The 21,791-nt window shown below is 61.1% G+C and carries 19 protein-coding genes; 8 read left to right on the forward strand and 11 right to left on the reverse strand.

Going from position 1 to position 21,791, the window contains the following annotated elements:
* Nucleotides 1-43: 43 nt before the first annotated feature.
* Together IGS61_RS25685 and IGS61_RS25690 are read right to left on the reverse strand one after the other, a co-directional pair.
* Entirely contained in the window at nt 44-2,896 is a 2,853-nt protein-coding gene (locus tag IGS61_RS25685) for a 2-oxoglutarate dehydrogenase E1 component (protein WP_230542175.1), read from the reverse strand.
* Between the two features lie 257 nt (nt 2,897-3,153).
* Nucleotides 3,154-4,125 carry a LysR family transcriptional regulator gene (locus IGS61_RS25690; RefSeq protein WP_230542176.1) on the reverse strand — a complete coding sequence of 324 codons (972 nt, stop codon included), beginning with the start codon at nt 4,123-4,125 and terminating at the stop codon, nt 3,154-3,156.
* A gap of 118 nt (nt 4,126-4,243) precedes the next feature.
* On the opposite strand from IGS61_RS25690, the gene IGS61_RS25695 reads away from it, so the two are divergent.
* Nucleotides 4,244-4,699, forward strand: coding sequence for a hypothetical protein (locus tag IGS61_RS25695; RefSeq protein WP_230542177.1), 456 nt, complete (start codon nt 4,244-4,246; stop codon nt 4,697-4,699).
* A gap of 72 nt (nt 4,700-4,771) precedes the next feature.
* Here the strand turns inward: IGS61_RS25695 and gltA are convergent, their stop codons facing one another.
* The 7 genes from gltA to IGS61_RS25730 form a co-directional block, all read right to left on the reverse strand.
* The gene (gltA, locus tag IGS61_RS25700) at nt 4,772-6,073 is read right to left on the reverse strand and encodes a citrate synthase (protein ID WP_034752071.1); all 1,302 of its coding nucleotides are present in this window, start codon (nt 6,071-6,073) and stop codon (nt 4,772-4,774) included.
* Nucleotides 6,074-6,194: 121 nt separating this feature from the next.
* Nucleotides 6,195-6,476, reverse strand: coding sequence for an FAD assembly factor SdhE (locus tag IGS61_RS25705; RefSeq protein ID WP_034752073.1), 282 nt, complete (start codon nt 6,474-6,476; stop codon nt 6,195-6,197).
* Nucleotides 6,477-6,593: 117 nt separating this feature from the next.
* Nucleotides 6,594-7,304 (reverse strand): succinate dehydrogenase iron-sulfur subunit, encoded by a 711-nt coding sequence (locus IGS61_RS25710; RefSeq protein WP_034752075.1) that lies wholly within the window; start codon nt 7,302-7,304, stop codon nt 6,594-6,596.
* 9 nt (nt 7,305-7,313) lie between these two features.
* Nucleotides 7,314-9,095 (reverse strand): succinate dehydrogenase flavoprotein subunit, encoded by a 1,782-nt coding sequence (gene sdhA, locus IGS61_RS25715; protein WP_230542178.1) that lies wholly within the window; start codon nt 9,093-9,095, stop codon nt 7,314-7,316.
* Nucleotides 9,096-9,097: 2 nt separating this feature from the next.
* On the reverse strand, nt 9,098-9,463 hold the full coding sequence (gene sdhD / locus IGS61_RS25720) for a succinate dehydrogenase, hydrophobic membrane anchor protein (protein WP_034752078.1): 366 nt from the start codon (nt 9,461-9,463) through the stop codon (nt 9,098-9,100).
* A gap of 2 nt (nt 9,464-9,465) precedes the next feature.
* On the reverse strand, nt 9,466-9,888 hold the full coding sequence (gene sdhC, locus IGS61_RS25725; protein WP_034752080.1) for a succinate dehydrogenase, cytochrome b556 subunit: 423 nt from the start codon (nt 9,886-9,888) through the stop codon (nt 9,466-9,468).
* A gap of 306 nt (nt 9,889-10,194) precedes the next feature.
* Nucleotides 10,195-11,079: a GntR family transcriptional regulator gene (locus IGS61_RS25730; protein WP_230542179.1), complete on the reverse strand. Its 885-nt coding sequence runs from the start codon at nt 11,077-11,079 to the stop codon at nt 10,195-10,197.
* Nucleotides 11,080-11,384: 305 nt separating this feature from the next.
* Here IGS61_RS25730 and IGS61_RS25735 point away from each other — a divergent pair, with 305 nt between their 5' ends.
* The 6 genes from IGS61_RS25735 (at nt 11,385) to IGS61_RS25760 (ending at nt 19,168) form a co-directional block, all read left to right on the forward strand.
* Nucleotides 11,385-12,374 (forward strand): malate dehydrogenase, encoded by a 990-nt coding sequence (locus IGS61_RS25735; RefSeq protein ID WP_230542180.1) that lies wholly within the window; start codon nt 11,385-11,387, stop codon nt 12,372-12,374.
* 126 nt (nt 12,375-12,500) lie between these two features.
* On the forward strand, nt 12,501-13,499 hold the full coding sequence (locus IGS61_RS25740) for an HpcH/HpaI aldolase/citrate lyase family protein (protein ID WP_230542181.1): 999 nt from the start codon (nt 12,501-12,503) through the stop codon (nt 13,497-13,499).
* A gap of 13 nt (nt 13,500-13,512) precedes the next feature.
* Nucleotides 13,513-14,067, forward strand: a complete 555-nt coding sequence (locus IGS61_RS25745) for a hypothetical protein (protein ID WP_230542182.1) — start codon at nt 13,513-13,515, stop codon at nt 14,065-14,067.
* An 88-nt stretch (nt 14,068-14,155) separates the two neighbouring features.
* The gene (acnA, locus tag IGS61_RS25750) at nt 14,156-16,876 is read left to right on the forward strand and encodes an aconitate hydratase AcnA (protein ID WP_086136316.1); all 2,721 of its coding nucleotides are present in this window, start codon (nt 14,156-14,158) and stop codon (nt 16,874-16,876) included.
* Nucleotides 16,877-17,089: 213 nt separating this feature from the next.
* Nucleotides 17,090-18,343, forward strand: coding sequence for a DUF2863 family protein (locus IGS61_RS25755; RefSeq protein WP_230542183.1), 1,254 nt, complete (start codon nt 17,090-17,092; stop codon nt 18,341-18,343).
* A 57-nt stretch (nt 18,344-18,400) separates the two neighbouring features.
* A complete protein-coding gene (locus tag IGS61_RS25760) occupies nt 18,401-19,168 on the forward strand; it encodes a CPBP family intramembrane glutamic endopeptidase (RefSeq protein ID WP_230542184.1) in 768 nt (255 codons plus the stop codon).
* Here the strand turns inward: IGS61_RS25760 and IGS61_RS25765 are convergent.
* Nucleotides 19,157-19,621, reverse strand: coding sequence for a CYTH domain-containing protein (locus IGS61_RS25765; RefSeq protein WP_230542185.1), 465 nt, complete (start codon nt 19,619-19,621; stop codon nt 19,157-19,159). The two genes, IGS61_RS25760 and IGS61_RS25765, sit on opposite strands and share 12 nt — an antisense overlap.
* Nucleotides 19,622-19,633: 12 nt before the next feature.
* Entirely contained in the window at nt 19,634-20,755 is a 1,122-nt protein-coding gene (locus IGS61_RS25770; RefSeq protein WP_230542186.1) for a M14 family metallopeptidase, read from the reverse strand.
* A gap of 302 nt (nt 20,756-21,057) precedes the next feature.
* On the opposite strand from IGS61_RS25770, the gene IGS61_RS27995 reads away from it, so the two are divergent.
* A complete protein-coding gene (locus IGS61_RS27995) occupies nt 21,058-21,720 on the forward strand; it encodes a TetR/AcrR family transcriptional regulator (RefSeq protein WP_230542187.1) in 663 nt (220 codons plus the stop codon).
* Nucleotides 21,721-21,791 lie beyond the last annotated feature (71 nt).

Genomic DNA, 21,791 nt, shown 5'->3' on the forward strand with positions numbered 1-21,791 from the left:
ATCTTGATCAGGCGCAATGCGCATCGCACGGCGCCCGTTATCCTTACTTGGTCAGGATAAAACCCTTCAGCTTCGAGAATGCCGTTTCCAGCAGGTCTTTTTGCTGGGCGTAGTGCTTGTCATAGTAACCGACAGCAGGCGACGCCGAAGCAGGACGGCCGGCGTAGGCCAGACGCTGACCCGATTCCAGGCCTTCGAAGATGTTGTGCTGGATCTGGAACCAGGCACCCTGGTTTTGCGGCTCGTCCTGTGCCCAGACGACTTCGACCAGGTTCGGGAACTTCTTCAGTTCAGCAGCGAACGACTTGTGCGGGAACGGATACAGCTGTTCCAGGCGCACGATGGCCGTGTCGGTCTGGCCGCGGGTCTTGCGTGCGTTGACCAGGTCGTAGTAGACCTTGCCCGAGCAGGCGACCACGCGCTTGACTTTCTTGGCATCGATTTTGTCGTCGACTTCGCCGATGACGGTCTGGAAACCGCCCTTGGCCAGGTCGGTCAGCGGCGAACCGGCATCCTTGTTGCGCAGCAGCGACTTCGGCGTCAGGATGACCAGCGGCTTGCGGAACTGGCGCACCATCTGGCGGCGCAGCAAATGGAAGATCTGCGAAGCCGTCGTCGGCTGCACCACTTGCATGTTGTTGTCTGCGCACAGCTGCAGGAAACGCTCGGGACGCGCGGACGAGTGCTCAGGACCCTGGCCTTCGTAACCGTGCGGCAGCATCATGACCAGGCCCGAAGCGCGGCCCCACTTCACTTCGCCGGAGCTGATGAATTGGTCGATCACCACTTGCGCGCCGTTGGCGAAGTCGCCGAACTGGGCTTCCCAGATCGTCAGGGTGTTCGGTTCAGCGGTCGAGTAGCCGTATTCGAAGGCCAGTACGGCTTCTTCGGACAGCACCGAGTCGATGACGGTGAACGGCGCCTGGTTTTCCGACACGTTTTGCAGCGGAATGTAGGTACCGGCATCCCAGCGCTCGCGGTTCTGGTCATGCAGCACGGCGTGGCGGTGCACGAAGGTGCCGCGGCCAGCATCCTGGCCCGTCAGGCGGATGGCGTAGCCGGACGACACCAGCGAAGCGTAGGCCAGATGTTCGCCCATGCCCCAGTCCAGGTTCATTTCGCCGCGGCCCATGGTGGCGCGGTCGCCCAGGACTTTCTCGACCAGCGAGTGGACCTTGAACTGTTCCGGCACGGTGGTGATGCGCGCGGCCAGGCGTTTCAGTTCCGTCATCGGCACGGCCGTGTCGGCCGAGTCGGTCCATTTCTTGTTCAGGAACGGCAGCCAGTCGACGGCGTACTTGTTCTTGAAGTTCGAGATGACCGGATCGACGGTGTGCTTGCCGGCGTCCATGGCGTCGCGGAAGGCGGCCACCATCTTGTCGCCGCCATCGGCAGGGATCACGCCTTGCGCAACCAGCTTGTCCGCGTACAGCTTGCGGGTGCCTGGATGCTGGCCGATGCGCTTGTACATCAGCGGCTGCGTCAGCGCTGGCGTATCCTGCTCGTTGTGGCCCAGCTTGCGGTAGCAGATGATGTCGAGGACGATGTCCTTCTTGAATTCCATGCGGTAGTCGAGCGCGATCTGCGTCGCCAGCACCACGGCTTCCGGATCATCGGCGTTGATGTGCAGGACCGGCGCTTCGATCATCTTGACGACGTCCGAGCAGTACAGGGTCGAGCGCGAGTCGCGCGGGTCCGAGGTGGTGAAACCGATCTGGTTGTTGATCACGATATGCACCGTGCCGCCCGTGCCGTAGCCGCGGGTCTGCGCCAGATTCAGGGTTTCCATGACCACGCCCTGGCCGGCAAAAGCGGCATCGCCGTGCACCAGGATAGGCAGCACTTGCGCGCCATGCACGTCGCCGCGGCGATCCATGCGGGCCTTGACGGAACCTTCGACCACAGGGTTGACGATTTCCAGGTGCGACGGGTTGAACGCCAGCGACAGGTGGACCGGGCCGCCCGCGGTGGAGATGTCCGACGAGAAGCCTTGATGGTACTTCACGTCGCCGGCAGGCAGGTCGTCGCCATGCTTGCCTTCGAATTCTTCGAACAGTTCCTGCGGCGCCTTGCCCAGGGTGTTCACCAGTACGTTCAGACGGCCGCGGTGGGCCATGCCGATGACGATTTCCTGCACGCCTTTTTCGCCGGCGCGCTGGATGGTTTCATCCATCGAGGCGATGAACGTTTCTCCGCCTTCCAGGGAGAAGCGCTTCTGGCCCACGTAGCGGGTATGCAGATAGCGTTCCAGGCCTTCAGCCGCGGTCAGGCGGTCGAGGATGTGGATTTTTTTCTCTGGGGTGAAATTCGGGGTGGAGCGGATCGATTCCAGTTTCTCTTGCAGCCAGCGCTTTTCGGCCGGGTCGGAGATGTACATGAATTCGGCGCCGATCGAACGCGTGTAGGTATCGCGCAGATAGTTCAGCAGATCGCGCAGGGTGGCGGTCTCGGGGCCAAAATAGGTATTGCTGATGTTGAACACGGTGTCCATGTCCGCGTCGGTGAAACCGTAGAAGCTCGGCTCCAGTTCCGGGATCATCGGACGTTCCTGGCGTTGCAGCGGGTCCAGATTGGCCCAATGCGAACCGAGGTAGCGGTAAGCGGCGATCAGTTGCGTGGCGGCGACGCGCTTGCGGCCCATTTCAGCATCGAAGGAAGCGGTCACTGTGCGGATCGGACCTGCTTTTGCGCGCTCGGCGAACGAGGCGACGACGGAGGCATGCGCCACGTCAGGCTTGTTGGTGCCGTCGACGGCAGGCACGTGCTGCATGGCGTCGAAGTAGGAACGCCAGTTATCGGGTACCGAGCCTGGATTGTTCAGATACGCCTCGTACAGGTCTTCCACGTACGGAGCATTCCCACCGAACAGGTAGGAGTTGGTCGTTAATTGCTGCATATATTGCTCACCTTTCTTCGCGCTTCGCGAGGAATTAGCGGGTTAATCTAACCTTCCGCGACACGGCCTGACCGGTTAGCGGATTGCACATCAAGTTGTGGGGAAGGGCTTTTTTATTGCACCAGCATTCTGCATACCGTCATTTAGAATAGCACGCGGTATTGTAACGCAACAACTGCAAGTTGAATTTTATTTGGCAAGCAAATGTAAGCTGTGTTGTTGATTTTCCCGGGCTTGCAAGCCTGTCACTGTTATGCTTACAACACATCGGCGGCCCTGCCAGCGTGCCGCCTGCGACCAACTGGTCTGCCTGGCAACGGCGGCGCGATGGCTGCCAGCCAATCGGCATCGCCGGCAAACCACTCCACCAGGAAGTCGAGCATGGTGCGCAGCAGCGGCGACATATGCTGGCGCGAGGTATAGACACCGTAGATGCCCATGTCCTGCGGCTGGTAGGCGGGCAGCAGTTCCACCAGCTGGCCGCTGGCGATCAGCGGCGCGGCCGAATAGCGCGGCTGCATGGCGATGCCCGCCCCCGCCACCGTGGCCACCAGCAGCACCAGAGACTCATTCGCCGACAGGCGGCCGCTGACGGGCACAGTGAGCGCTTCCCCATGAAGAGTGAACTGCCACAGACTCTTGCCGAAATACGTGTACGTCAGGCAGTTGTGCAGGGCCAGGTCTTCCGCCCGGCGCGGCGTGCCGTGCGCGGCCAGATACGATGGTGCGGCGCACACCACCGAGGCGCAACTGGCCAGCTGGCGCGCGATCAGGTTCGGTTCGAGCGCGTTCGTGATGCGGATCGCCAGGTCGATGCGCTGCTCTACCAGATTGACGGCGCGGTTCTCCATCTGCAGGTCGACGGCGGCGCGCGGGTAGCGCCGCAGGTAAGCGGTCACTGCGCCAGCGAGCGCCGTCTGCGCCAGGGATTGCGAACAGGTGATGCGCAGCAAGCCGTGCGGCGTATCAAGACCCTCGGGCGACGTGACGGCCATGGCGCCGGCCACTTCCAGCATCTGCCGGCAGCGCGCCAGCGTCGCGTCGCCCGCATCCGTCAGACTCAAACGCCGCGTGGTGCGGTGCAACAGGCGCGCCCCCGCCCACTGCTCCATCTCGGCCAGGTAGCGCGTCACCATGGCGCGCGACATGTCGAGCGCCTCGCTGGCGGCCACCATGCTGCCCCGCTCGGCGATGGCGACGAATACTTGTGCGGCGGTGATACGGTCCATCTGCAACCCTCCCTTGATTCATCCGATCCATGCAACTAAGTATTGCAATCTACCCTATTTGTCGCGCCTGGTCGAAAGGATAATATGCGACAAGAGTATCTGATATCGAAAGAATAATATGCTTGCATGCGCCGCCCGCCTCTCCCGCACCCTGGAAACCTTCCGCCTCGATGTGCTGGGCCGCGCACCGTCCACTTCGTTGCTGCTGAGCGGCGCGGCCGATGTCATCCTCGTCAATGCCCAGTTCCTGCGCGACGATGCGGCGCAGTTAGCGCACACCATCGCCGCCAGCGGCAAGCGCCTGACCACCATCTATATCAGCGCGGCCGAACCGCAAGCGTATTTCGGCCTGGGCGTGCTGCGGCAAGCCTTTCCGCAAGCCCGCATCCTCGCCAGCGGCGCGACGGTCGAGGCGATCCGTCGCCAGGCCGGCGCCAGGGTTGCCCACTGGGGCGGCATCCTCAAGCACAATGCGCCGCGCTGCATCGTCCTGCCGCACATTCACGATGGCGCCAGCCTGCAACTCGAAGGCGGCAGCGTTTGCCTGCAGTCGCTGCTGGCGGCGCTCGACTAAGTCATGCCTCTTCCGCGCGCATAAAAAAACGGGCCGAAGCCCGTTTTTTTGTTTGCTCAATACCGCTCTGGATTAACGCTTGTCCAGTGGCAGTACTTCACGCGTGGTCGAACCGACGAACAGCTGGCGCGGACGGCCGATTTTTTGCTCTGGGTCGGCGATCATTTCGTTCCACTGGGCGATCCAGCCGATCGTACGGGCCATAGCGAAGATACCGGTGAACAGCGACACAGGGATGCCCAGCGCCGATTGCACGATGCCCGAATAGAAGTCGACGTTCGGGTACAGTTTGCGCGACACGAAGTACTCGTCGTTCAGCGCAATCTTTTCCAGTTCCATCGCCAGCTTGAACAGCGGGTCGTCTTGCAGACCCAGTTCTTGCAGCACTTCGTAGCAGGTTTCACGCATCAGCTTGGCGCGTGGGTCGAAGTTCTTGTACACGCGGTGGCCAAAGCCCATCAGCTTGACGCCCGAGTTCTTGTCCTTGACTTGCGCGATGAAGGCAGGGATGTTCTCGACGGTGCCGATTTCCTTCAGCATGTTGAGTGCCGCTTCGTTGGCGCCGCCGTGGGCAGGACCCCACAGGCAGGCGATACCGGCAGCGATACAGGCGAACGGGTTGGCGCCCGACGAACCGGCCAGACGGACGGTCGAAGTCGATGCGTTCTGCTCGTGGTCCGCGTGCAGGATCAGGATGCGGTCCAGGGCGCGCACCAGCACGTCGTTGACCTTGTACTCTTCGCACGGGTTGGCGAACATCATGTGCATGAAGTTGGCGCTGTACGACAGGTCGTTGCGTGGGTACACGAACGGCTGGCCGACCGAGTACTTGTAGGTCATGGCGACCAGGGTTGGCATCTTCGCGATCAGGCGGATGGCCGACACTTCGCGGTGACGCGGGTCGTTGATGTCCAGCGAGTCATGGTAGAACGATGCCAGCGCGCCGACGGTGCCCACCAGGACCGACATCGGATGCGCGTCGCGGCGGAAGCCGCGGAAGAAGAATTGCATCTGTTCGTGCACCATCGTGTGCTTGGTGACGGTGTCGACGAACTTGGCTTTCTGCGCCGCGTTCGGCAATTCGCCGTTCAGCAGCAGGTAGCACGATTCCATGAAGTCGGCGTTGACGGCCAACTGTTCGATCGGGTAACCACGGTACAGCAGCTCGCCCTTGTCGCCGTCGATGTAGGTGATCGACGAGTTGCAGGCGGCCGTCGACATAAAGCCTGGGTCGTAGGTGAACTTGCCGCTACCGGCGTACAGTTTGCGGATGTCGATGACGTCCGGGCCAACCGTGCCTTTGTAGATTGGAAATTCAAGCGATGGGCTGCCATCGGAGAACGACAGGGTAGCTTTTGTGTCAGAGATATTCATGGGCTCTTCCTTCTCGGGAGTGAGTCGAAATTAAAATCAAAAATTCTGGCTGCAATTCGCACCGCACTCGGCAGTGCTACAGCGCGCCACTCGCACCGTTTGCAATATATCGCCCAGGCGTCTAGGCAATGCGCAGTCGTTGCAGCAGTGCGCGCACATGCGGCAGATCGACTTCGCCTTCCGGCTCTTTACGGGCCAGTACCAGATCCATTAACGCATTGTCCGACAAATCCAGCAAACGCGTCAGCGCGTCAACTTCTTCATCGGTCAATTCGGTTTCATACGCATCGAGAAAACGGGTCAGGATAATGTCGTTTTCCAGCAGGCCACGGCGTGAACGCCAGCGCAGGCGGGCGCGGTTGGCCGGGTCGGCCTGATGCGAGGACAAAATTGATTCTGTCATTTGGTTTACCACTTTACGTGTGCCTTGCGGCACGATGCTGCTTTGCAGGCGCCGCCTGCAGGCAAGAGAGGATACCCTCTTCCCGCAAACGGCGCCCGGCGGACGCGATCACGAGGATCAGATCGCGCGGCGGACCATCAATTCCTTGATCTTGCCGATCGCCTTGTTCGGGTTCAACCCTTTCGGGCAGACATCGACGCAGTTCATGATCGAATGGCAGCGGAACAGGCGGTACGGGTCTTCCAGGTTGTCCAGACGCGCGCCCGTGGCTTCGTCGCGCGAATCGGCGATGAAGCGGTAGGCTTGCAGCAGGCCGGCCGGGCCGACGAACTTGTCCGGATTCCACCAGAACGACGGGCACGACGTGGAGCAGCATGCGCACAGGATGCACTCGTACAGGCCATCGAGTTCTTCGCGCTGTTCCGGCGACTGCAGGCGTTCTTTTTCAGGCGGGATCGAATCGTTGATCAGGAAAGGCTTGATCGAATCGTACTGCTTGAAAAATTGCGTCATGTCGACGATCAGGTCGCGGATGACCGGCAAGCCTGGCAACGGACGCAGCACGATAGGCTCCGACAGTTCGTTCAGGTTGGTGGTGCATGCCAGGCCGTTCTTGCCGTTGATGTTCATCGCGTCCGAACCGCACACGCCTTCGCGGCACGAGCGGCGCAGGGCCAGCGAGTCATCGACGTCCGCCTTGATGCGCTGCAATGCATCGAGCAGCATCTTGTCGGTGTCTTTCAGTTCGACCGTCAGGTCTTGCATGTACGGCTTGGCATCCTGGTCAGGATCGTAGCGGTAGATTTTGAATTTAAGAGTGCGTGCCATGGTATAGCCTTAGAAAGTACGTGGTTTCGGTTTGAAGGTATCAACCGTCAGCGGCTTGGTCACGACTGGCTTGTATTCCAGTCGGTTGCCTTCCGAATACCACAGAGTGTGCTTCATCCAGTTGTCGTCGTCACGTTGCGGATGGTCGTCCTGGGCGTGGGCGCCGCGCGATTCCTTGCGCGCTGCCGCCGAAACGATGGTCGCTTTCGCCGTTTCGATCAGGTTGTCCAGCTCCAGCGCTTCCACGCGGGCCGTGTTGAAGACCATCGATTTATCCTTGAAGGAGACGTGCTTGCGGCGCTCGTCGAGCTTCATGATTTCTTCGACGCCCTTGTTCAGCATCTCGTCGGTACGGAACACGCCGCAGTACTTCTGCATCGTTGCGCGGATGTCGTTGGCCACGCCCTGCACGGTTTCCGTGCCGGTCGAGTTTTCCAGGCGCTGCAGACGGCCCATGGCGAAATCGGCAGCATCGGCTGGCAAAGGCTTGTTTTCCTTGGCTTTCAGGCCGCTGTTGACGATGTGGTTGCCGGCCGCGCGGCCGAAGACCACCAGGTCGAGCAGCGAGTTCGTACCCAGGCGGTTGGCGCCGTGCACGGAAACGCAGGCGCATTCGCCGATCGCGTACAGGCCGTTGACGACTTTCGCCGAATTGTCCGGGCCGGTCGGGGTGACGACCTGGCCGTGGATGTTCGTCGGGATGCCGCCCATCTGGTAGTGAATCGTCGGCACGACAGGAATCGGTTCCTTGGTGGCGTCGACGTTGGCGAACTTGTGGCCGATTTCCAGGATCGACGGCAGGCGCTTGGCGATGGTGTCGGCGCCGATATGGCGCAGGTCCAGCATCACGTGGTCCTTGTTCGGACCGCAGCCGCGGCCTTCCTTGATTTCCTGGTCCATCGAACGCGAGACGAAGTCGCGCGGCGCCAGATCCTTCAGGGTCGGCGCATAGCGCTCCATGAAGCGTTCGCCTTCGCTATTGATCAGGATGCCGCCTTCGCCGCGCACGCCTTCGGTGATCAATACGCCCGCGCCGGCCACGCCGGTCGGGTGGAATTGCCAGAATTCCATGTCTTGCAGCGGCAGGCCGGCGCGTGCCGCCATGCCCATGCCGTCGCCGGTATTAATGAACGCATTCGTCGACGCGGCGAAGATGCGGCCTGCGCCGCCCGTTGCCATGACCGTCGTCTTTGCTTCCAGAATCATGCATTCGCCGGTTTCCATTTCCAGCGCGACAACACCGATCACGTCGCCTTCGGCGTCACGGATCAGGTCGAGTGCCATCCATTCGACGAAGAAGTGCGTACGGGCGCGCACGTTGCGCTGGTACAAGGTGTGCAGCAGGGCGTGACCGGTACGGTCGGCTGCCGCGCAGGCGCGCTGCACCGGCTTCTCGCCGAAGTGGGCCGTGTGGCCGCCGAACGGACGCTGATAGATGGTGCCGTCAGGGTTGCGGTCGAACGGCATGCCGAAGTGTTCCAGTTCGTACACGACTTTCGGTGCTTCGCGGCACATGAATTCGATGGCATCCTGGTCGCCCAGATAGTCGCCGCCCTTGACGGTGTCGAACATGTGCCAGAACCAGTTGTCTTCGGCCATGTTGCCGAGCGACGCGCCGATACCGCCCTGCGCCGCCACGGTGTGCGAGCGGGTCGGGAAAACTTTCGACAAAACAGCGACGTTCAGGCCGGCTTCAGCCAGCTGCAACGACGCGCGCATGCCGGAACCGCCGGCGCCAACGATGACCGCGTCAAAGCGGCGGGTAGGGATTGCAGATTTATATGCTGCCACGATTACACACTCCAGAGTATCTGTACCGTCCAGCCGGCACAAGCGATCAACCACAGCATGGTGGCAATTTGCAGGGTCAGACGGAGGCCAGCGCTTTTCACGTAGTCCATCCAGATGTCGCGTACGCCGACCCATGCGTGGTAGAACAGGGCGACGAAGGTCACCAGACTGAACAATTTAAACCACTGCTGTGCGAACAGACCAGCCCAGCCTTCATAGCTGAAGTTGCTGCCAGTCAAGAAAGAAATAAGCAGGATGGCAACATATGCCACCATGACGATGGCGGTGACGCGTTGCGCCAGCCAGTCGCGCAAGCCGTAATGGGCACCGACGACGAGGCGTTTCGGTCCGATATTATTGTCTGCCATGTTTAAAATACTCCAAACAGTTTCAAAGCGACCAGAGCCGTCAACACCAGGCTCACGACCAGCACGGACGACGCGGTCTTGCGTGCCGAATCTTTCTCGATGGCAACGTGCACATCCATGAACAGGTGACGGATACCGGCGCAGAAGTGGTGCAGGAAAGCCCAGACCAGGCCCAGGGTGATCAGCTTGACGAACCAGTGCGAGGCGATGCCCTGGAAGTAGGCGTAGGACATTTCGGAACGCAGGCTCAGTTCCAGCATGTACAGGATGCACGGCAGCAAGGCGAAAATGATGAAACCGCTGATGCGATGCAGGATCGAGACGATGGCGCCGACAGCCATGCGGTAGTTCGACAATTCGGTAACATGAATGTTACGGAATTGCGGCCGTTCTTTTTTTGGTACTTCTCTTACGGCTTCAGACATAACAAAAACCTCCCCTTTGAATTTCAACTAAATATTGAAGCCGCGATTTTCGCCGATTTTCGCAACCCATACCAATATCTATTGTTACATATAACCAAAATGGTTTTTTACTACAAAATACCGCGCTACTTTCCGTAGTTCACGTAATTTAATTACAGAATCGCCGGCAAAGCACGGCCCGCCGGGGCCGGCCATGCTTTAGCTGCGCTTTCTGTTGTCTCCGTTGCCCGCCTTGCGACAGGCATCTTGCAAGCGATGCACTTCAGCCTTGCCGCTTCTCCGGATGCCCGCAGGCATCCCGCTGCTTCAGCTGAGTTCATTCTGATAATGGTGGCGACTGGTCAGGTACAAGCCCCGGCGCAGTTCGACCGGCTTGTCGCCGTAGGTAAACGACACGCGCTCGGAACTGAGCAAAGGCGTGCCGAGGTCGATATTTAACAATTGCGCGGCGCCCGCGTCGGCGCACACGGCGCGGATCTGCTCGGACGCGCGTATCATGCGCGTGCCAAATTCCGTTTCGAACAGGCCGTACATGGGGCCCTTGTATTCCACCAGGCGCTCGGCCGTCAGGCCCTTGAAGATCAGGCCGGGCAGCCACAGCTCTTCGACGATGGTCGGCACGCCGTCGAAATACTGCACGCGCTTGATGAAGATCACGGCGTCGCCGGACTTCAGATCCATCAGGCGCGCCACGTCGGCCGGCGCGCGCACGCGCTTGACTTCGATAAACTTGCTTTCGGGATAATGCGGCACGCCTTCGTCCGGCACCAGGCGCAGGAAGCGGAAATGCGCGCGCGCCTCATGGTGGGTGGAAACGAAAGTGCCCTTGCCCTGGCGGCGCATGACGAGGTTCTCGGCGGCCAGTTCATCGATGGCCTTGCGCACCGTGCCCTGGCTGACCTTGAAGCGCCCTGCCAGCTCGACTTCGCTGGGAATGAGCTCGCCCGGCTTCCATTCGCCCGATTGCAGGCTCTGCGTAATGAGCGCCTTGATCTGCTGGTACAGGGGACTGAAGGTGGGCGATGCAGTGACTGCAGGCACGGCGGGCGCAGTGGTATTGCTGCTGGCCGTCACGGTGACTGGGGTACTGGCCGCCGCAGCGACGGGCGTGGCCGGGGTGCCCGCGGTCGGACTGACCGCCCCGCTTGCAGCAGTGGCATTGTTGGTCAGATTGGACGAGGCGGAATTCATAGTCCGACATTTCAACACAAATCACTGCCCGCGTCCAGTAAAACACTCGTAGTTATCTGTCTTATATAAGACATAAGATATGATTGACAGATACAGATCAGAGGCCTAAACTGCCTTCGATAAAACTTGTGAGCCAGCGTTTTATGTTGTCGGCCAGCCACTCTGGCCTCGTGCAGCACAAGCGTGACGGCGGCGTACACCAGCAATTCGGTGGCGCGGGCCGGTTTTGGTATCATTATAGTTTTTCCGGATAAGCGTAAGCCCAGCTTCAAGCCCGTTTTCTTTCCCATTTTTGGAGATTCATCATGGCTAAAACCCCAATGCGTGTTGCAGTGACCGGCGCCGCCGGCCAGATCGGCTACGCCCTGTTGTTCCGCATCGCCAATGGCGACATGCTCGGCAAAGACCAGCCTGTCATCTTGCAACTGCTTGAAATCCCGGACGAAAAAGCCCAGAAGGCGCTCAAGGGCGTGATGATGGAAATCGACGATTGCGCATTCCCGCTGCTGACGGAAATGACCGCCCACTCCGATCCGCTGACGGCATTCAAGGATGTCGACGTGGCCGTACTGGTTGGCGCGCGTCCACGCGGCCCAGGCATGGAACGCAAGGACCTGCTGGAAGCGAACGCGCAGATCTTCACGGTGCAAGGCAAGGCGCTCGACGCCGTCGCTTCGCGCAATGTCAAAGTGCTGGTGGTCGGCAACCCTGCCAATACCAACGCCTACATCGCCATGAAATCGGCACCATCGCTGCCGGCGAAAAACTTCACCGCCATGCTGCGCCTGGACCACAACCGCGCGCTGTCGCAAGTCGCTGCCAAGACCGGCACCGCCGTGAAAGATATCGAGAAGCTGACCGTCTGGGGCAACCACTCGCCAACCATGTACGCCGACTACCGCTTCGCCACCGTCAACGGCAAGGCTGTCAAGGACCTGATCAACGACCAGGAATGGAACGCCAACACCTTCCTGCCGACCGTCGGCAAGCGCGGCGCGGCCATCATCGAAGCGCGCGGCCTGTCGTCGGCAGCGTCGGCAGCGAACGCCGCCATCGACCACATCCATGACTGGATGCTGGGCACCAACGGCAAGTGGACCACCATGGGCGTGCCTTCGGATGGTTCGTACGGCATCCCTGAAGGCACCGTGTTCGGCTTCCCGGTCACCACCGACAACGGTGAGTACACCATCGTTCAAGGTCTGGAAATCGATGCATTCTCGCAAGAGCGCATCAACCTGACCCTGAAAGAACTGACCGAAGAGCGCGAAGGCGTGAAACACCTGCTGGCCTAAGTCCAGTTCTGGCGGCGCGGCGCAAACGTGCCGCCCGCCACGCAGGCCGCGCCGCGAAATTCGCGGCGCGTCCTGCGCGGCCCGACTGTTTATCAAGTAGTTTTTACCTGCAGAAATGCCTTAAGCATGCACCCTTCCGAGGTTTTATTCCAAGGCAAACGCCAGCCGCTGTTGCTCGCCGCTTGCGACCACTACGCCGGCTCCGAAAAGCTGATGCGTAAATCGATTGCTTTGCAACAAGAGCTTGGGCCCCTGTTCGACATCACGTTCGACTGCGAAGACGGCGCCAGCGCCGGCAATGAAGAGTCCCACGCCCACATGATCGCCGGCCTGCTGGCCAGCGACGACAACCAGTTCAACCGCATCGGCGTGCGCGTGCACGACGTCGACAGCCCGTTTTTCGCGCGCGACGTGGAAATCATCTGCAGCGCCGCATCGCGCCTGGCCTACATCGCCGTACCCAAGGTGGGCGGCGTGCAGGATGCCATGCTGGCCATCGACCTGATCAACCTGCACGCGCGCCGCGCCGGCCGCGACAACCTGCCCGTGCACATCCTGATCGAGACGCACGGCGCGCTGCGCGACGCCTATGCGATCGCCGCCCTGCCCCAGGTCGAATGCTTGTCGTTCGGCATCATGGATTTCGTCTCGGCCCACTACGGCGCCATTCCCGCCGCCGCCATGCGCACGCCAGGCCAGTTCACGCACCCGCTGGTGGTGCGCGCCAAGCTGGAAGTGGCCGCCGCCTGCCATGCGCACGGCAAGGTGCCGTCGCACAACGTGACGACCGACGTGCGCGATTCGGCCGTGGTGGCGAATGACGCCCAGCGCGCTACGGCCGAGTTCGGCTATACGCGCATGTGGAGCATCCACCCGGACCAGATCAAGCCCATCATCAAGGCCTTCACGCCGCGCCTGTCCGAAGTCAACGAGGCTAGCAACATCCTCAATGAAGCGCTGCGCGCCAACTGGGGACCGATTGCGCAAAATGGCCGCTTGCACGACCGCGCCAGCTACCGATATTATTGGACCGTTTTGCAACGCGCCAAACTGGCAGGCCTCGGCCTGCCCGAGGCGGCCGCTGCATTGCTTAACGCCCCCTCTTCCAGCACCACTGAAAACTGACAGGAATTACACGATGTCCCTCTCCAAATTAGCCATTGCCTGCAGCGTCGCGCTGGGCGCCATGACCCTCACGCTGGCGCCAGCCAGCTTCGCCGCCACGGACACCAAGGAAGCGGCAAACGCCAAGGCGGTCAAAGCCAAGGCCAAGCCGAAGGCCAAGGCCACCAAGGCCGCCGCCAAGGAAGCGCATCCGCTCGCCATGTCCGTGGTCGACAAGGAAGAATCCGACGAACCGGACACCGCTGGCTCGGCTTCCACCGATTTCAATTGTGAACTTGGTAATAAAATTACCATCTACACCAATGCGACCGACGACAAACACATCGCCCTGCGCTGGAAGAAGCGCCTGCACCGCCTGAGCCGCGTTGGCACCACCACCGGCGCCAACCGCTTCGAGAACCGTTTGTATGGTCTCGTCTGGATCGGCATCCCGGCCAAGGGCATGCTGCTCGATTCCAAGCAGGGCCGCCAACTGGCCAATGAATGCAAGGATGCGGAGCAAGCCAAGCCGGCGGCAGTGGTGGAAGCCGCGCCATCGCTGGGCGTGCTGCCGGCGACCGGCGGCTGATGTGAGCAGCAAGGGCCTCTTCGGGGGCTCAGTCATGTTTTGTAATTTGAATAATCAATAAATAGACGATACCCAACAAGGAGAGGTCATGTCCCGCAACACTCTGAACACGCTCAAGGACTTTAATATTTCGGATAGCAAGAAGGGCAAGCTGTACTCCCTGCCTGCGCTGGAAAAAAGCCTGGGCATCAATGTCTCCCGCCTGCCAGTGTCGATTCGCATCGTGCTCGAATCGGTATTGCGCAACTGCGACGGCAAGAAAGTCACCGAAGAACACGTCAAGCAATTGGCGAGCTGGGGCCCGACCGCCGAGCGCACCGACGAGATCCCGTTCGTAGTGGCGCGCGTCGTGCTGCAAGATTTCACCGGCGTACCTTTGCTGGCCGACCTGGCCGCCATGCGCAACGTGGCCGCCAAGATGGGCATCAACGCCAAGAAGATCGAACCGCTGGTACCGGTCGACCTGGTGGTCGACCACTCGGTCACCATCGATCACTACCGCGAAAAGAAAGCGCTGGACCTGAACATGAAACTGGAATTCTCGCGTAACAACGAGCGCTACCAGTTCATGAAATGGGGCATGCAGGCATTCGACACCTTCGGCGTCGTGCCACCAGGCTTCGGCATCGTCCACCAGGTGAACCTGGAATACCTGGCACGTGGCGTGCACCACGCAGGCAAGAAAGCCGGCGACGTGTACTACCCTGACACCCTGGTCGGCACCGACTCGCACACCACCATGATCAACGGCATCGGCGTGGTCGGCTGGGGCGTGGGCGGCATCGAGGCGGAAGCCGGCATGCTGGGCCAACCGGTCTACTTCCTGACGCCAGACGTCATCGGCGTGAACCTGTCGGGCGCGCTGCGCGAAGGCTGCACCGCCACCGACCTGGTCCTGACCATCACCGAATTGCTGCGCAAAGAAAAAGTCGTCGGCAAGTTCGTCGAATTCTTCGGCGAAGGCACTGAGTCCTTGACCCTGACGGACCGCGCGACAATCGCCAACATGGCACCGGAATACGGCGCGACCATGGGCTTCTTCCCTGTCGACGAAGCGACCATCGATTACTTCAAGGGCACCGGCCGCAGCAAGGCTGAAATCGCCGCGTTCGAAGGCTACTTCAAGGCGCAAAACCTGTTCGGCGTACCAAAAGCGGGCGACATCGACTACACCCGCGTGGTGGAACTGGACCTGGCATCGGTTGCTCCGTCGCTGGCCGGCCCGAAACGCCCGCAAGACCGCATCGAAATCGGCAACGTCAAGGCCAACTTCGCCGAGCTGTTCGCCAAGCCGACGACCGAAAACGGCTTCAACAAGAATCCAGCCGACCTGGCTGCCGTGTACGAAACGACGAACGGCGTGAAAGTGTCGAACGGCGACGTGCTGATCGCTGCGATCACCTCGTGCACCAACACCTCGAACCCGAGCGTGATGCTGGCTGCCGGCCTGCTGGCCAAGAAAGCCGTGGAAGCCGGCCTGAAGGTCGCGCCGCACATCAAGACCTCGCTGGCCCCTGGCTCGCGCGTCGTGACCGAGTACCTGACCGCTGCCGGCCTGCTGCCGTACCTGGAAAAACTGGGCTTCGGCGTGACCGCCTACGGCTGCACCACCTGTATCGGCAATGCGGGCGACCTGACGCCTGAGCTGAACGCAGCCATTGCCACGCACGACATCGTCGCGTCGGCCGTACTGTCGGGCAACCGCAACTTCGAAGCACGCATCCACCCGAACATCCGCTCGAACTTCCTGGCTTCGCCACCGCTGGTCGTCGCCTACGCCATCGCCGGCAACATGACGCGCGACCTGATGACGGAACCAGTCGGCAAGGGCAAGGGCGGCAAGGACATCTACCTGGGCGACATCTGGCCGACCTCGGCTGAAGTGTCGGCCATGATGAAGTTCGCCATGAACGCCAAGGTGTTCAAGGACAACTACGCCGACGTCAAGGGCGCGCCAGGCAAGCTGTGGGAAAAAGTCACCACCGTCTCCGGCCAAGTCTACAACTGGCCGAAATCGACCTACATCGCGGAACCACCGTTCTTCGACAACTTCTCGATGACGCCAGCCGCAGTGGCCACCGGCATCGAAGGCGCGCGCGCACTGGGCGTGTTCGGCGATTCCATCACCACCGACCACATCTCGCCAGCCGGCTCGATCCAGGAAAACGGTCCTGCAGGCAAATGGCTGAAGGAAAACGGCGTCCTGAAAGCGGACTTCAACTCCTACGGCTCGCGTCGCGGCAACCATGAAATCATGATGCGCGGCACGTTCGCCAACGTGCGCATCAAGAACCGCATGATCCCTGCCAAGGCAGACGGTTCGGCGGTCGAAGGCGGCATCACGATCCACCAGCCTTCCGGCGAGCAAATGTCGATCTACGACGCAGCGATGAAATATGTTGCTGAAGGCACGCCAACCATGGTCTTCGGCGGCGAAGAGTACGGCACGGGCTCGTCGCGCGACTGGGCAGCCAAGGGCACCCAGCTGCTGGGCGTGAAAGCCGTGATCACCCGTTCGTTCGAGCGCATCCACCGCTCGAACCTGGTGGGCATGGGCGTGCTGCCGCTGCAATTCATCGGCGACGACAGCGTGCAGACGCTGGGCATCACCGGCAATGAAACCTTCGACCTGAAAGGCCTCGAAGGCGAAATCAAGCCACAGCAACTGGCCACCCTGGTGATCCACCGCGCCGACGGCAGCAGCCAGGAAGTCAAAGTCCTGCTGCGCATCGATACGCCGATCGAAGTCGATTACTACAAGCATGGCGGTATCCTGCCATTCGTGCTGCGTCAACTGCTGGCCGAGTAATCAGCCCAGCTGTGAGGTAAGATAAAAGCGCCGGTTCCGACCGGCGCTTTTTTTCGTCCGCAGCATCCGTTTTTCCTTGAAATTTCGACTATTGGCATGATCTAAGGACAGCTTACGTATTGCGTGCGGCTGAATCCTCTACAATACGGTTATAAGGGTTTATCATTGTTTGACTGATCCATTTTTTTCACTTTCCGAGACTCTTATCCCGCTATGCGTCGTCCTTCCAAAGATTCATCCCATAAACTGACTGCCGACAGCCAGCGCCTGGTCACCTTTGCCCAGGCGATCGTACAGGCAGCCAGCCGTCTCGAAGAGCGGTCCTGGGAACACAGCCTGGATACGCAGCTCCAGAAATTACTCAAAACCGGCCACCAGGACACCATCGACAACACCCTGGGCAGCCTGTTCAAGGAAGACTTGAACGCCTACGACGTGCTGATGGACTGCGTTGAAGCCGTCAGCGAATCGACCGTCATCACGCATGAAGACGTGCGCTACGACGCCCTGCTGGTCGCCGTGCCCATCCTCGCGTGGACGCGCTTTTCCATCGCTTCCGGCCCCATGGCCGGCGACGCGCACGGCGTGCTGTCGGCGCATTTCGCCGCCCACCTGCTGGCCGATGGCACGAAGATGGCCATGGCGCCGACCCTGTACTCGATCGACCAGTTGCCGCGCAGCCACGTCGAAACCTATGCCAAGACGCAGAAGCTGGCGCAAGCCGCGCTGAAAGGCACGGCCGTCAAGCCCTCCAGCAAAGAGGCGGAAACGGCGCCATTCCTGGCCGACACGCGCTACCTGCTGGTCGCCGTGGTGGCGCCAGCCGGCGCCCCGCTGTTCCGCTGGCAGACGCCGGCCAGCCAGCTCGACTTCATCGCCGAGCGCAGCGCCGCCCTGGAACAATGGCGCACGCAAGCGACGCCGACCATCGCCCGTCTGCTGCCCGGCTGCGGCCTGGAATTGCTGCTGCCGGAAGCGTATTACGTGGCCTGCCGCGAAGCGGACAAGCTGATCCGTCCCGTCTCCGTGCGCGCCGCCGTGCACTACCTGACGCACACGCTGGCCATCGAGCCGTCCGAATTGCGCGCCGTCATCGCCGGCTTCGGCGAGGAAGCGGCCGATGGCCAGGTGGACGAGTACCGCATCGCCTTCACCCTGCGCCAGGCGCCGGACGTCATCTACGGCATCGTCTGGCCCCTGTACGGCCAGGAAGACGAGGATGGCACGCCGATCGAAGGCCTGATCCAGGTCGGCATCGCCGCGCTGGACAAGCAAAAGACACCGGTCGATGAGATTATCGAGCATCTGAACGCTGCTGGCGTGACGCAGATCAAGCGCCATGCGGAACGTTTTGTCGGAGAGTATTGCGACGACTGCGGCGCACCGCTGTTTGCCGACCCGGTCGGCGAGCTGGCGCATGCGGAAATGCCGGAAGACACGCCGCAGGGCACCGAGCACTTCCATTAATTGATGACGCATCGGGCCGGAAGCTTTCTTCCGGCCTTTTTTTTGCCCCGGCCGCCGATGCATTCCAGCCCAGCCTCGCTCTCTCCCTTGCGGCCAGCATTGCTGGCGCTGTCGTTCCCCATGCTGGCAATGCTGCTGGCGGGCACATTCATCGCCATGCGCGTCATGGGCACGCTGGGACCATTGAGTTTGTTCTGGATGCTGCCGCTGAGTTTTTGCGTGATGGCGGCCTTGCCATGGATCTTGCTGTCGCCGCACGGGCGCCGCAGCATCGGCCTGCAAGCGCCCTCGGGCAAGGCGCCCTATGCCGTGGCGCTGGCCTGCGGCGTGGCAGCCGCCCTTCTATGCTTTACGCTGGGCATGCTGCTGTATGGCGCCACGCCGGACAACTGGTTTGTCAGCATTGCAAGCAGCTTTCGCCGTACGGCACCCACGGCCGGGCTGAACGTCTGGATGCTGCACTTGATGATTACCGTGCCGGCCTGCATCTTCAGCCCGATCGGTGAGGAAATCTTCTTTCGCGGCGTGCTGCAAAATGCGCTGGAGGAAAAACTGTCCGTGCGCGTCAGCACCTGCATTGAAGCAGGGCTGTTCGGCCTGGCACACCTGTGCCATCATGGCTTGAGCATGACGGCTGCCGGCCTGTCGCTGAATGTGGTCTCGGCGGCAGTATGGGTGGCGCTGATGTTTGCCACAGCCTGCCTGTTCGCGTGGCTGCGGCGCCGCCACGCTTCGCTACGGCCAGCAATGGCGGCGCACGCGGCATTCAATCTGACGATGAATGCCGTGATTTTCCAGTTTCTGTGGCCAACATCACCACTGTGAAAACGGGTGGCGGATCAGATTCGCGTTGTAATAGCGTGCATCGCCCGACACTTCCGCGCCTATCCATTCCGGCTTCTCGAATGGCTGGTCTTCCGACGCCAGTTCGATCTCGGCCACGAGCAAGCCCGCGTTGGCGCCAAGAAACTCGTCGACTTCCCACACCATGCCCGCGTGTTCGATGCGGTGGCGGTATTTTTCGATCAGCGGCTGTTCGCACAGGCCGTCGAGCAATTCGACGGCGTCGGCCAGCGGAATCGGATACTCCCACTCGCCGCGCGACGCGCCCACGTTGGCGCCCTTGATGGTCAGCATCGCCTGTTCGCCTTCGATGCGCACGCGCACCACGCGCTCGCGCGCCGACGACAGATAGCCCTGGCGCAGCAGTACAGCCTGCCCTAGGCCACGCCAGGCGTCGCCGGCCAGCAGGAATTTACGCTCGATCTCGATTCCCATGAACAACGCCGATCAATCGAGCGACAGCAGGATAGGCTGCAGCATGGCCGCACCCAGGGCCGCGCTGCGCGCGCCGTTCCAGCCCACGGCCGGATCGGGCAAGTCGGCGTTTTCCTTGAACGGCATTTCCAGCGTCAAGGCCAGGCAGCCGAAGTGGTGGCCGATGTATTTCGACGCCAGGGTCAGCATGTCCGACTTGTACTTGCTGGCCGCATAGCCGAACTTGTCCTGGAAGTCGGGGCTGGCCTGCTTGTAGCGCTCGATGAAGGCCTTCTGGTGCGCCGCTTGCGCCGGCGTGAAGTTTTCCAGCATTTCGTTGCCGGCCACAAAGTTGTACGGCAGCGCTTCATCGCCGTGGATGTCGAAGAACATGTCGACGCCCGTTTCGTGGATCTTGTTCTTCACGCACAGCACTTCCGGGCTGGACTCCAGCGATGGCGTCATCCATTCGCGGTTCAGGTTGGCGCCTGCCGCATTCGTGCGCAGGTTGCCGCGAATCGAGCCGTCCGGGTTCATGTTCGGCACGATGTGGAACACGGCGCGCTGCAGCAGTTTGCGCGCGATCGGGTTGGCATCGTCCAGCAGCGAGTCGATCAGGCCTTCGACGAACCATTCGGCCATCGATTCGCCCGGATGCTGGCGCGCGATGACCCAGATTTTCTTTTCCGCCTGCGGGTTGCCGATGGTCACCATGTTCATGTCGCGGCCGTCGACCGTGCTGCCCAGGTCGGACACGCGCGCCAGCGGGTGCTCGGCCACTTCGCCCAGCAGGCGCAGATGGCGTTCCCATGAATACGGCTCGAAATAGGCGTAGTACACGCTGTCGAGTTCCGGCGTGTGCGAGATCGTCATAACCTGGCCGTCGAACGCCGTCGGCACGCGAAACCAGTTTTCGCTGTCGTAGCTGGCCACGGCCTGGTAGTCTTCATAGCCGGCCGGATAGGTGGCCTGGCCCGCGTTCAGGAAGCGCATCGTGCACGCCTGGCCACGCGCGCCCTGCAGGCGGAAGTGGAACCACTGGTGGATGTCGGCGTGGCTATCCTTGCGCAAGTTCAGGTCGATGGCGCCGGCACTGGTGGCGTTCACCACGTCGATGGCGCCCGAGTCGAAGTTCTGGCTGATTTTAATGGTCATGTAATGATCCCGTCCGAATGTAAGTGTTCCGGCGTTGCCTCGTGGGCCACCGCCGTCGCGCTAAAAAACGCAGTGTAAGCTATCCCGCTATTTTCCGCCCTTTGGCCCCATTCGCAAAGCCTGGTCCGGCGATTTATGCACCAATCCGGGGCATCGATGGAAAAGTGCCGGGCAAAAGCGCGAAAAATCGGTCAGCTGTTGCATCTGCCGGACAAAAAACTGAATTGTAACAATGCCTGACACATTGGCAGCGCATCGCCACCCTATAATTCTTGCTTTCATAGAGTCGCCAGGAAAGAGTCGTGGACAAGAAGTTAACTAACATCCAGGAAAGAAAGTTACGCGAGGCTCAGGCGCGGCGCGAGCACATCATCGACGTCGTCAAGGATCTCATCAAGAAGGGCGGCGCGCGCGCCGTTTCCATCCGCAAGGTGGCCGAGGCGGCCGGCTTTTCCACCACCGTCGTCTACGCGCTGTTCCGCGACAAGGCCACCCTGATCGCCCAGGCCATGGACAAGGACTTGCTGGAACTGGTACGCGCCATGCGCACGGCCTGCGCCGGCAGCGACGACCCGTGGCAGCGCATCGCCCTGGTCGGCCGCGCCTACATCGAGTACGGTTTCCAGCACCCGGACGAGTACTCGCTGATCTTCATGGAGCTGCGCCCGCACGCCGAGCTCGACGCCGTGGAAGTCGAACACGGCAATATCGAGCAGGATCCATATGCCTACGCGCTGCACCTGTTCGGCGAGCTGGCGCAAACGGGCCAGGTACGCCACGACGAGCCGGCGCTGCATACGATGACGCAGATCTTCTGGCAATCGCTGCACGGCCTCGTGTCGCTGCGCATCGTCATGGATGCGGGCGACCCATGGACGCCACACCCGGAAATGAACGCGCATATCGACGACTTGCTGGCCGTCGTCACGGCAGGCATCCGGCTGCGCTTTGCACCGGTTTCCTGACGTTTGATCCAGCGCAAACCGCCCGGACAGAAAAGGCGGACAGTGGAGTGAAGCCGCCTGCGCTGGTGCAG

The sequence above is a fragment of the Janthinobacterium sp. FW305-129 genome (genome assembly GCF_020858115.1).
In the GTDB taxonomy this organism is placed as follows: Bacteria; Pseudomonadota; Gammaproteobacteria; order Burkholderiales; family Burkholderiaceae_D; genus Janthinobacterium.

Excerpts from the sequence above, each read along its gene's own strand:
- IGS61_RS25690 (WP_230542176.1), bottom strand. The coding sequence starts at position 4,125 with ATGGACCGTATCACCGCCGCACAAGTATTCGTCGCCATCGCCGAGCGG.
- IGS61_RS25730 (WP_230542179.1), bottom strand. The coding sequence starts at position 11,079 with ATGAATTCCGCCTCGTCCAATCTGACCAACAATGCCACTGCTGCAAGC.
- IGS61_RS25695 (WP_230542177.1), top strand. The coding sequence starts at position 4,244 with ATGCTTGCATGCGCCGCCCGCCTCTCCCGCACCCTGGAAACCTTCCGC.
- IGS61_RS25740 (WP_230542181.1), top strand. The coding sequence starts at position 12,501 with ATGCACCCTTCCGAGGTTTTATTCCAAGGCAAACGCCAGCCGCTGTTG.
- IGS61_RS25755 (WP_230542183.1), top strand. The coding sequence starts at position 17,090 with ATGCGTCGTCCTTCCAAAGATTCATCCCATAAACTGACTGCCGACAGC.
- sdhD (WP_034752078.1), bottom strand. The coding sequence starts at position 9,463 with ATGGCAGACAATAATATCGGACCGAAACGCCTCGTCGTCGGTGCCCAT.
- IGS61_RS25765 (WP_230542185.1), bottom strand. The coding sequence starts at position 19,621 with ATGGGAATCGAGATCGAGCGTAAATTCCTGCTGGCCGGCGACGCCTGG.
- IGS61_RS25760 (WP_230542184.1), top strand. The coding sequence starts at position 18,401 with ATGCATTCCAGCCCAGCCTCGCTCTCTCCCTTGCGGCCAGCATTGCTG.
- IGS61_RS25735 (WP_230542180.1), top strand. The coding sequence starts at position 11,385 with ATGGCTAAAACCCCAATGCGTGTTGCAGTGACCGGCGCCGCCGGCCAG.
- IGS61_RS25745 (WP_230542182.1), top strand. The coding sequence starts at position 13,513 with ATGTCCCTCTCCAAATTAGCCATTGCCTGCAGCGTCGCGCTGGGCGCC.
- IGS61_RS25770 (WP_230542186.1), bottom strand. The coding sequence starts at position 20,755 with ATGACCATTAAAATCAGCCAGAACTTCGACTCGGGCGCCATCGACGTG.
- acnA (WP_086136316.1), top strand. The coding sequence starts at position 14,156 with ATGTCCCGCAACACTCTGAACACGCTCAAGGACTTTAATATTTCGGAT.
- gltA (WP_034752071.1), bottom strand. The coding sequence starts at position 6,073 with ATGAATATCTCTGACACAAAAGCTACCCTGTCGTTCTCCGATGGCAGC.
- IGS61_RS25710 (WP_034752075.1), bottom strand. The coding sequence starts at position 7,304 with ATGGCACGCACTCTTAAATTCAAAATCTACCGCTACGATCCTGACCAG.
- IGS61_RS25705 (WP_034752073.1), bottom strand. The coding sequence starts at position 6,476 with ATGACAGAATCAATTTTGTCCTCGCATCAGGCCGACCCGGCCAACCGC.
- IGS61_RS25685 (WP_230542175.1), bottom strand. The coding sequence starts at position 2,896 with ATGCAGCAATTAACGACCAACTCCTACCTGTTCGGTGGGAATGCTCCG.
- sdhC (WP_034752080.1), bottom strand. The coding sequence starts at position 9,888 with ATGTCTGAAGCCGTAAGAGAAGTACCAAAAAAAGAACGGCCGCAATTC.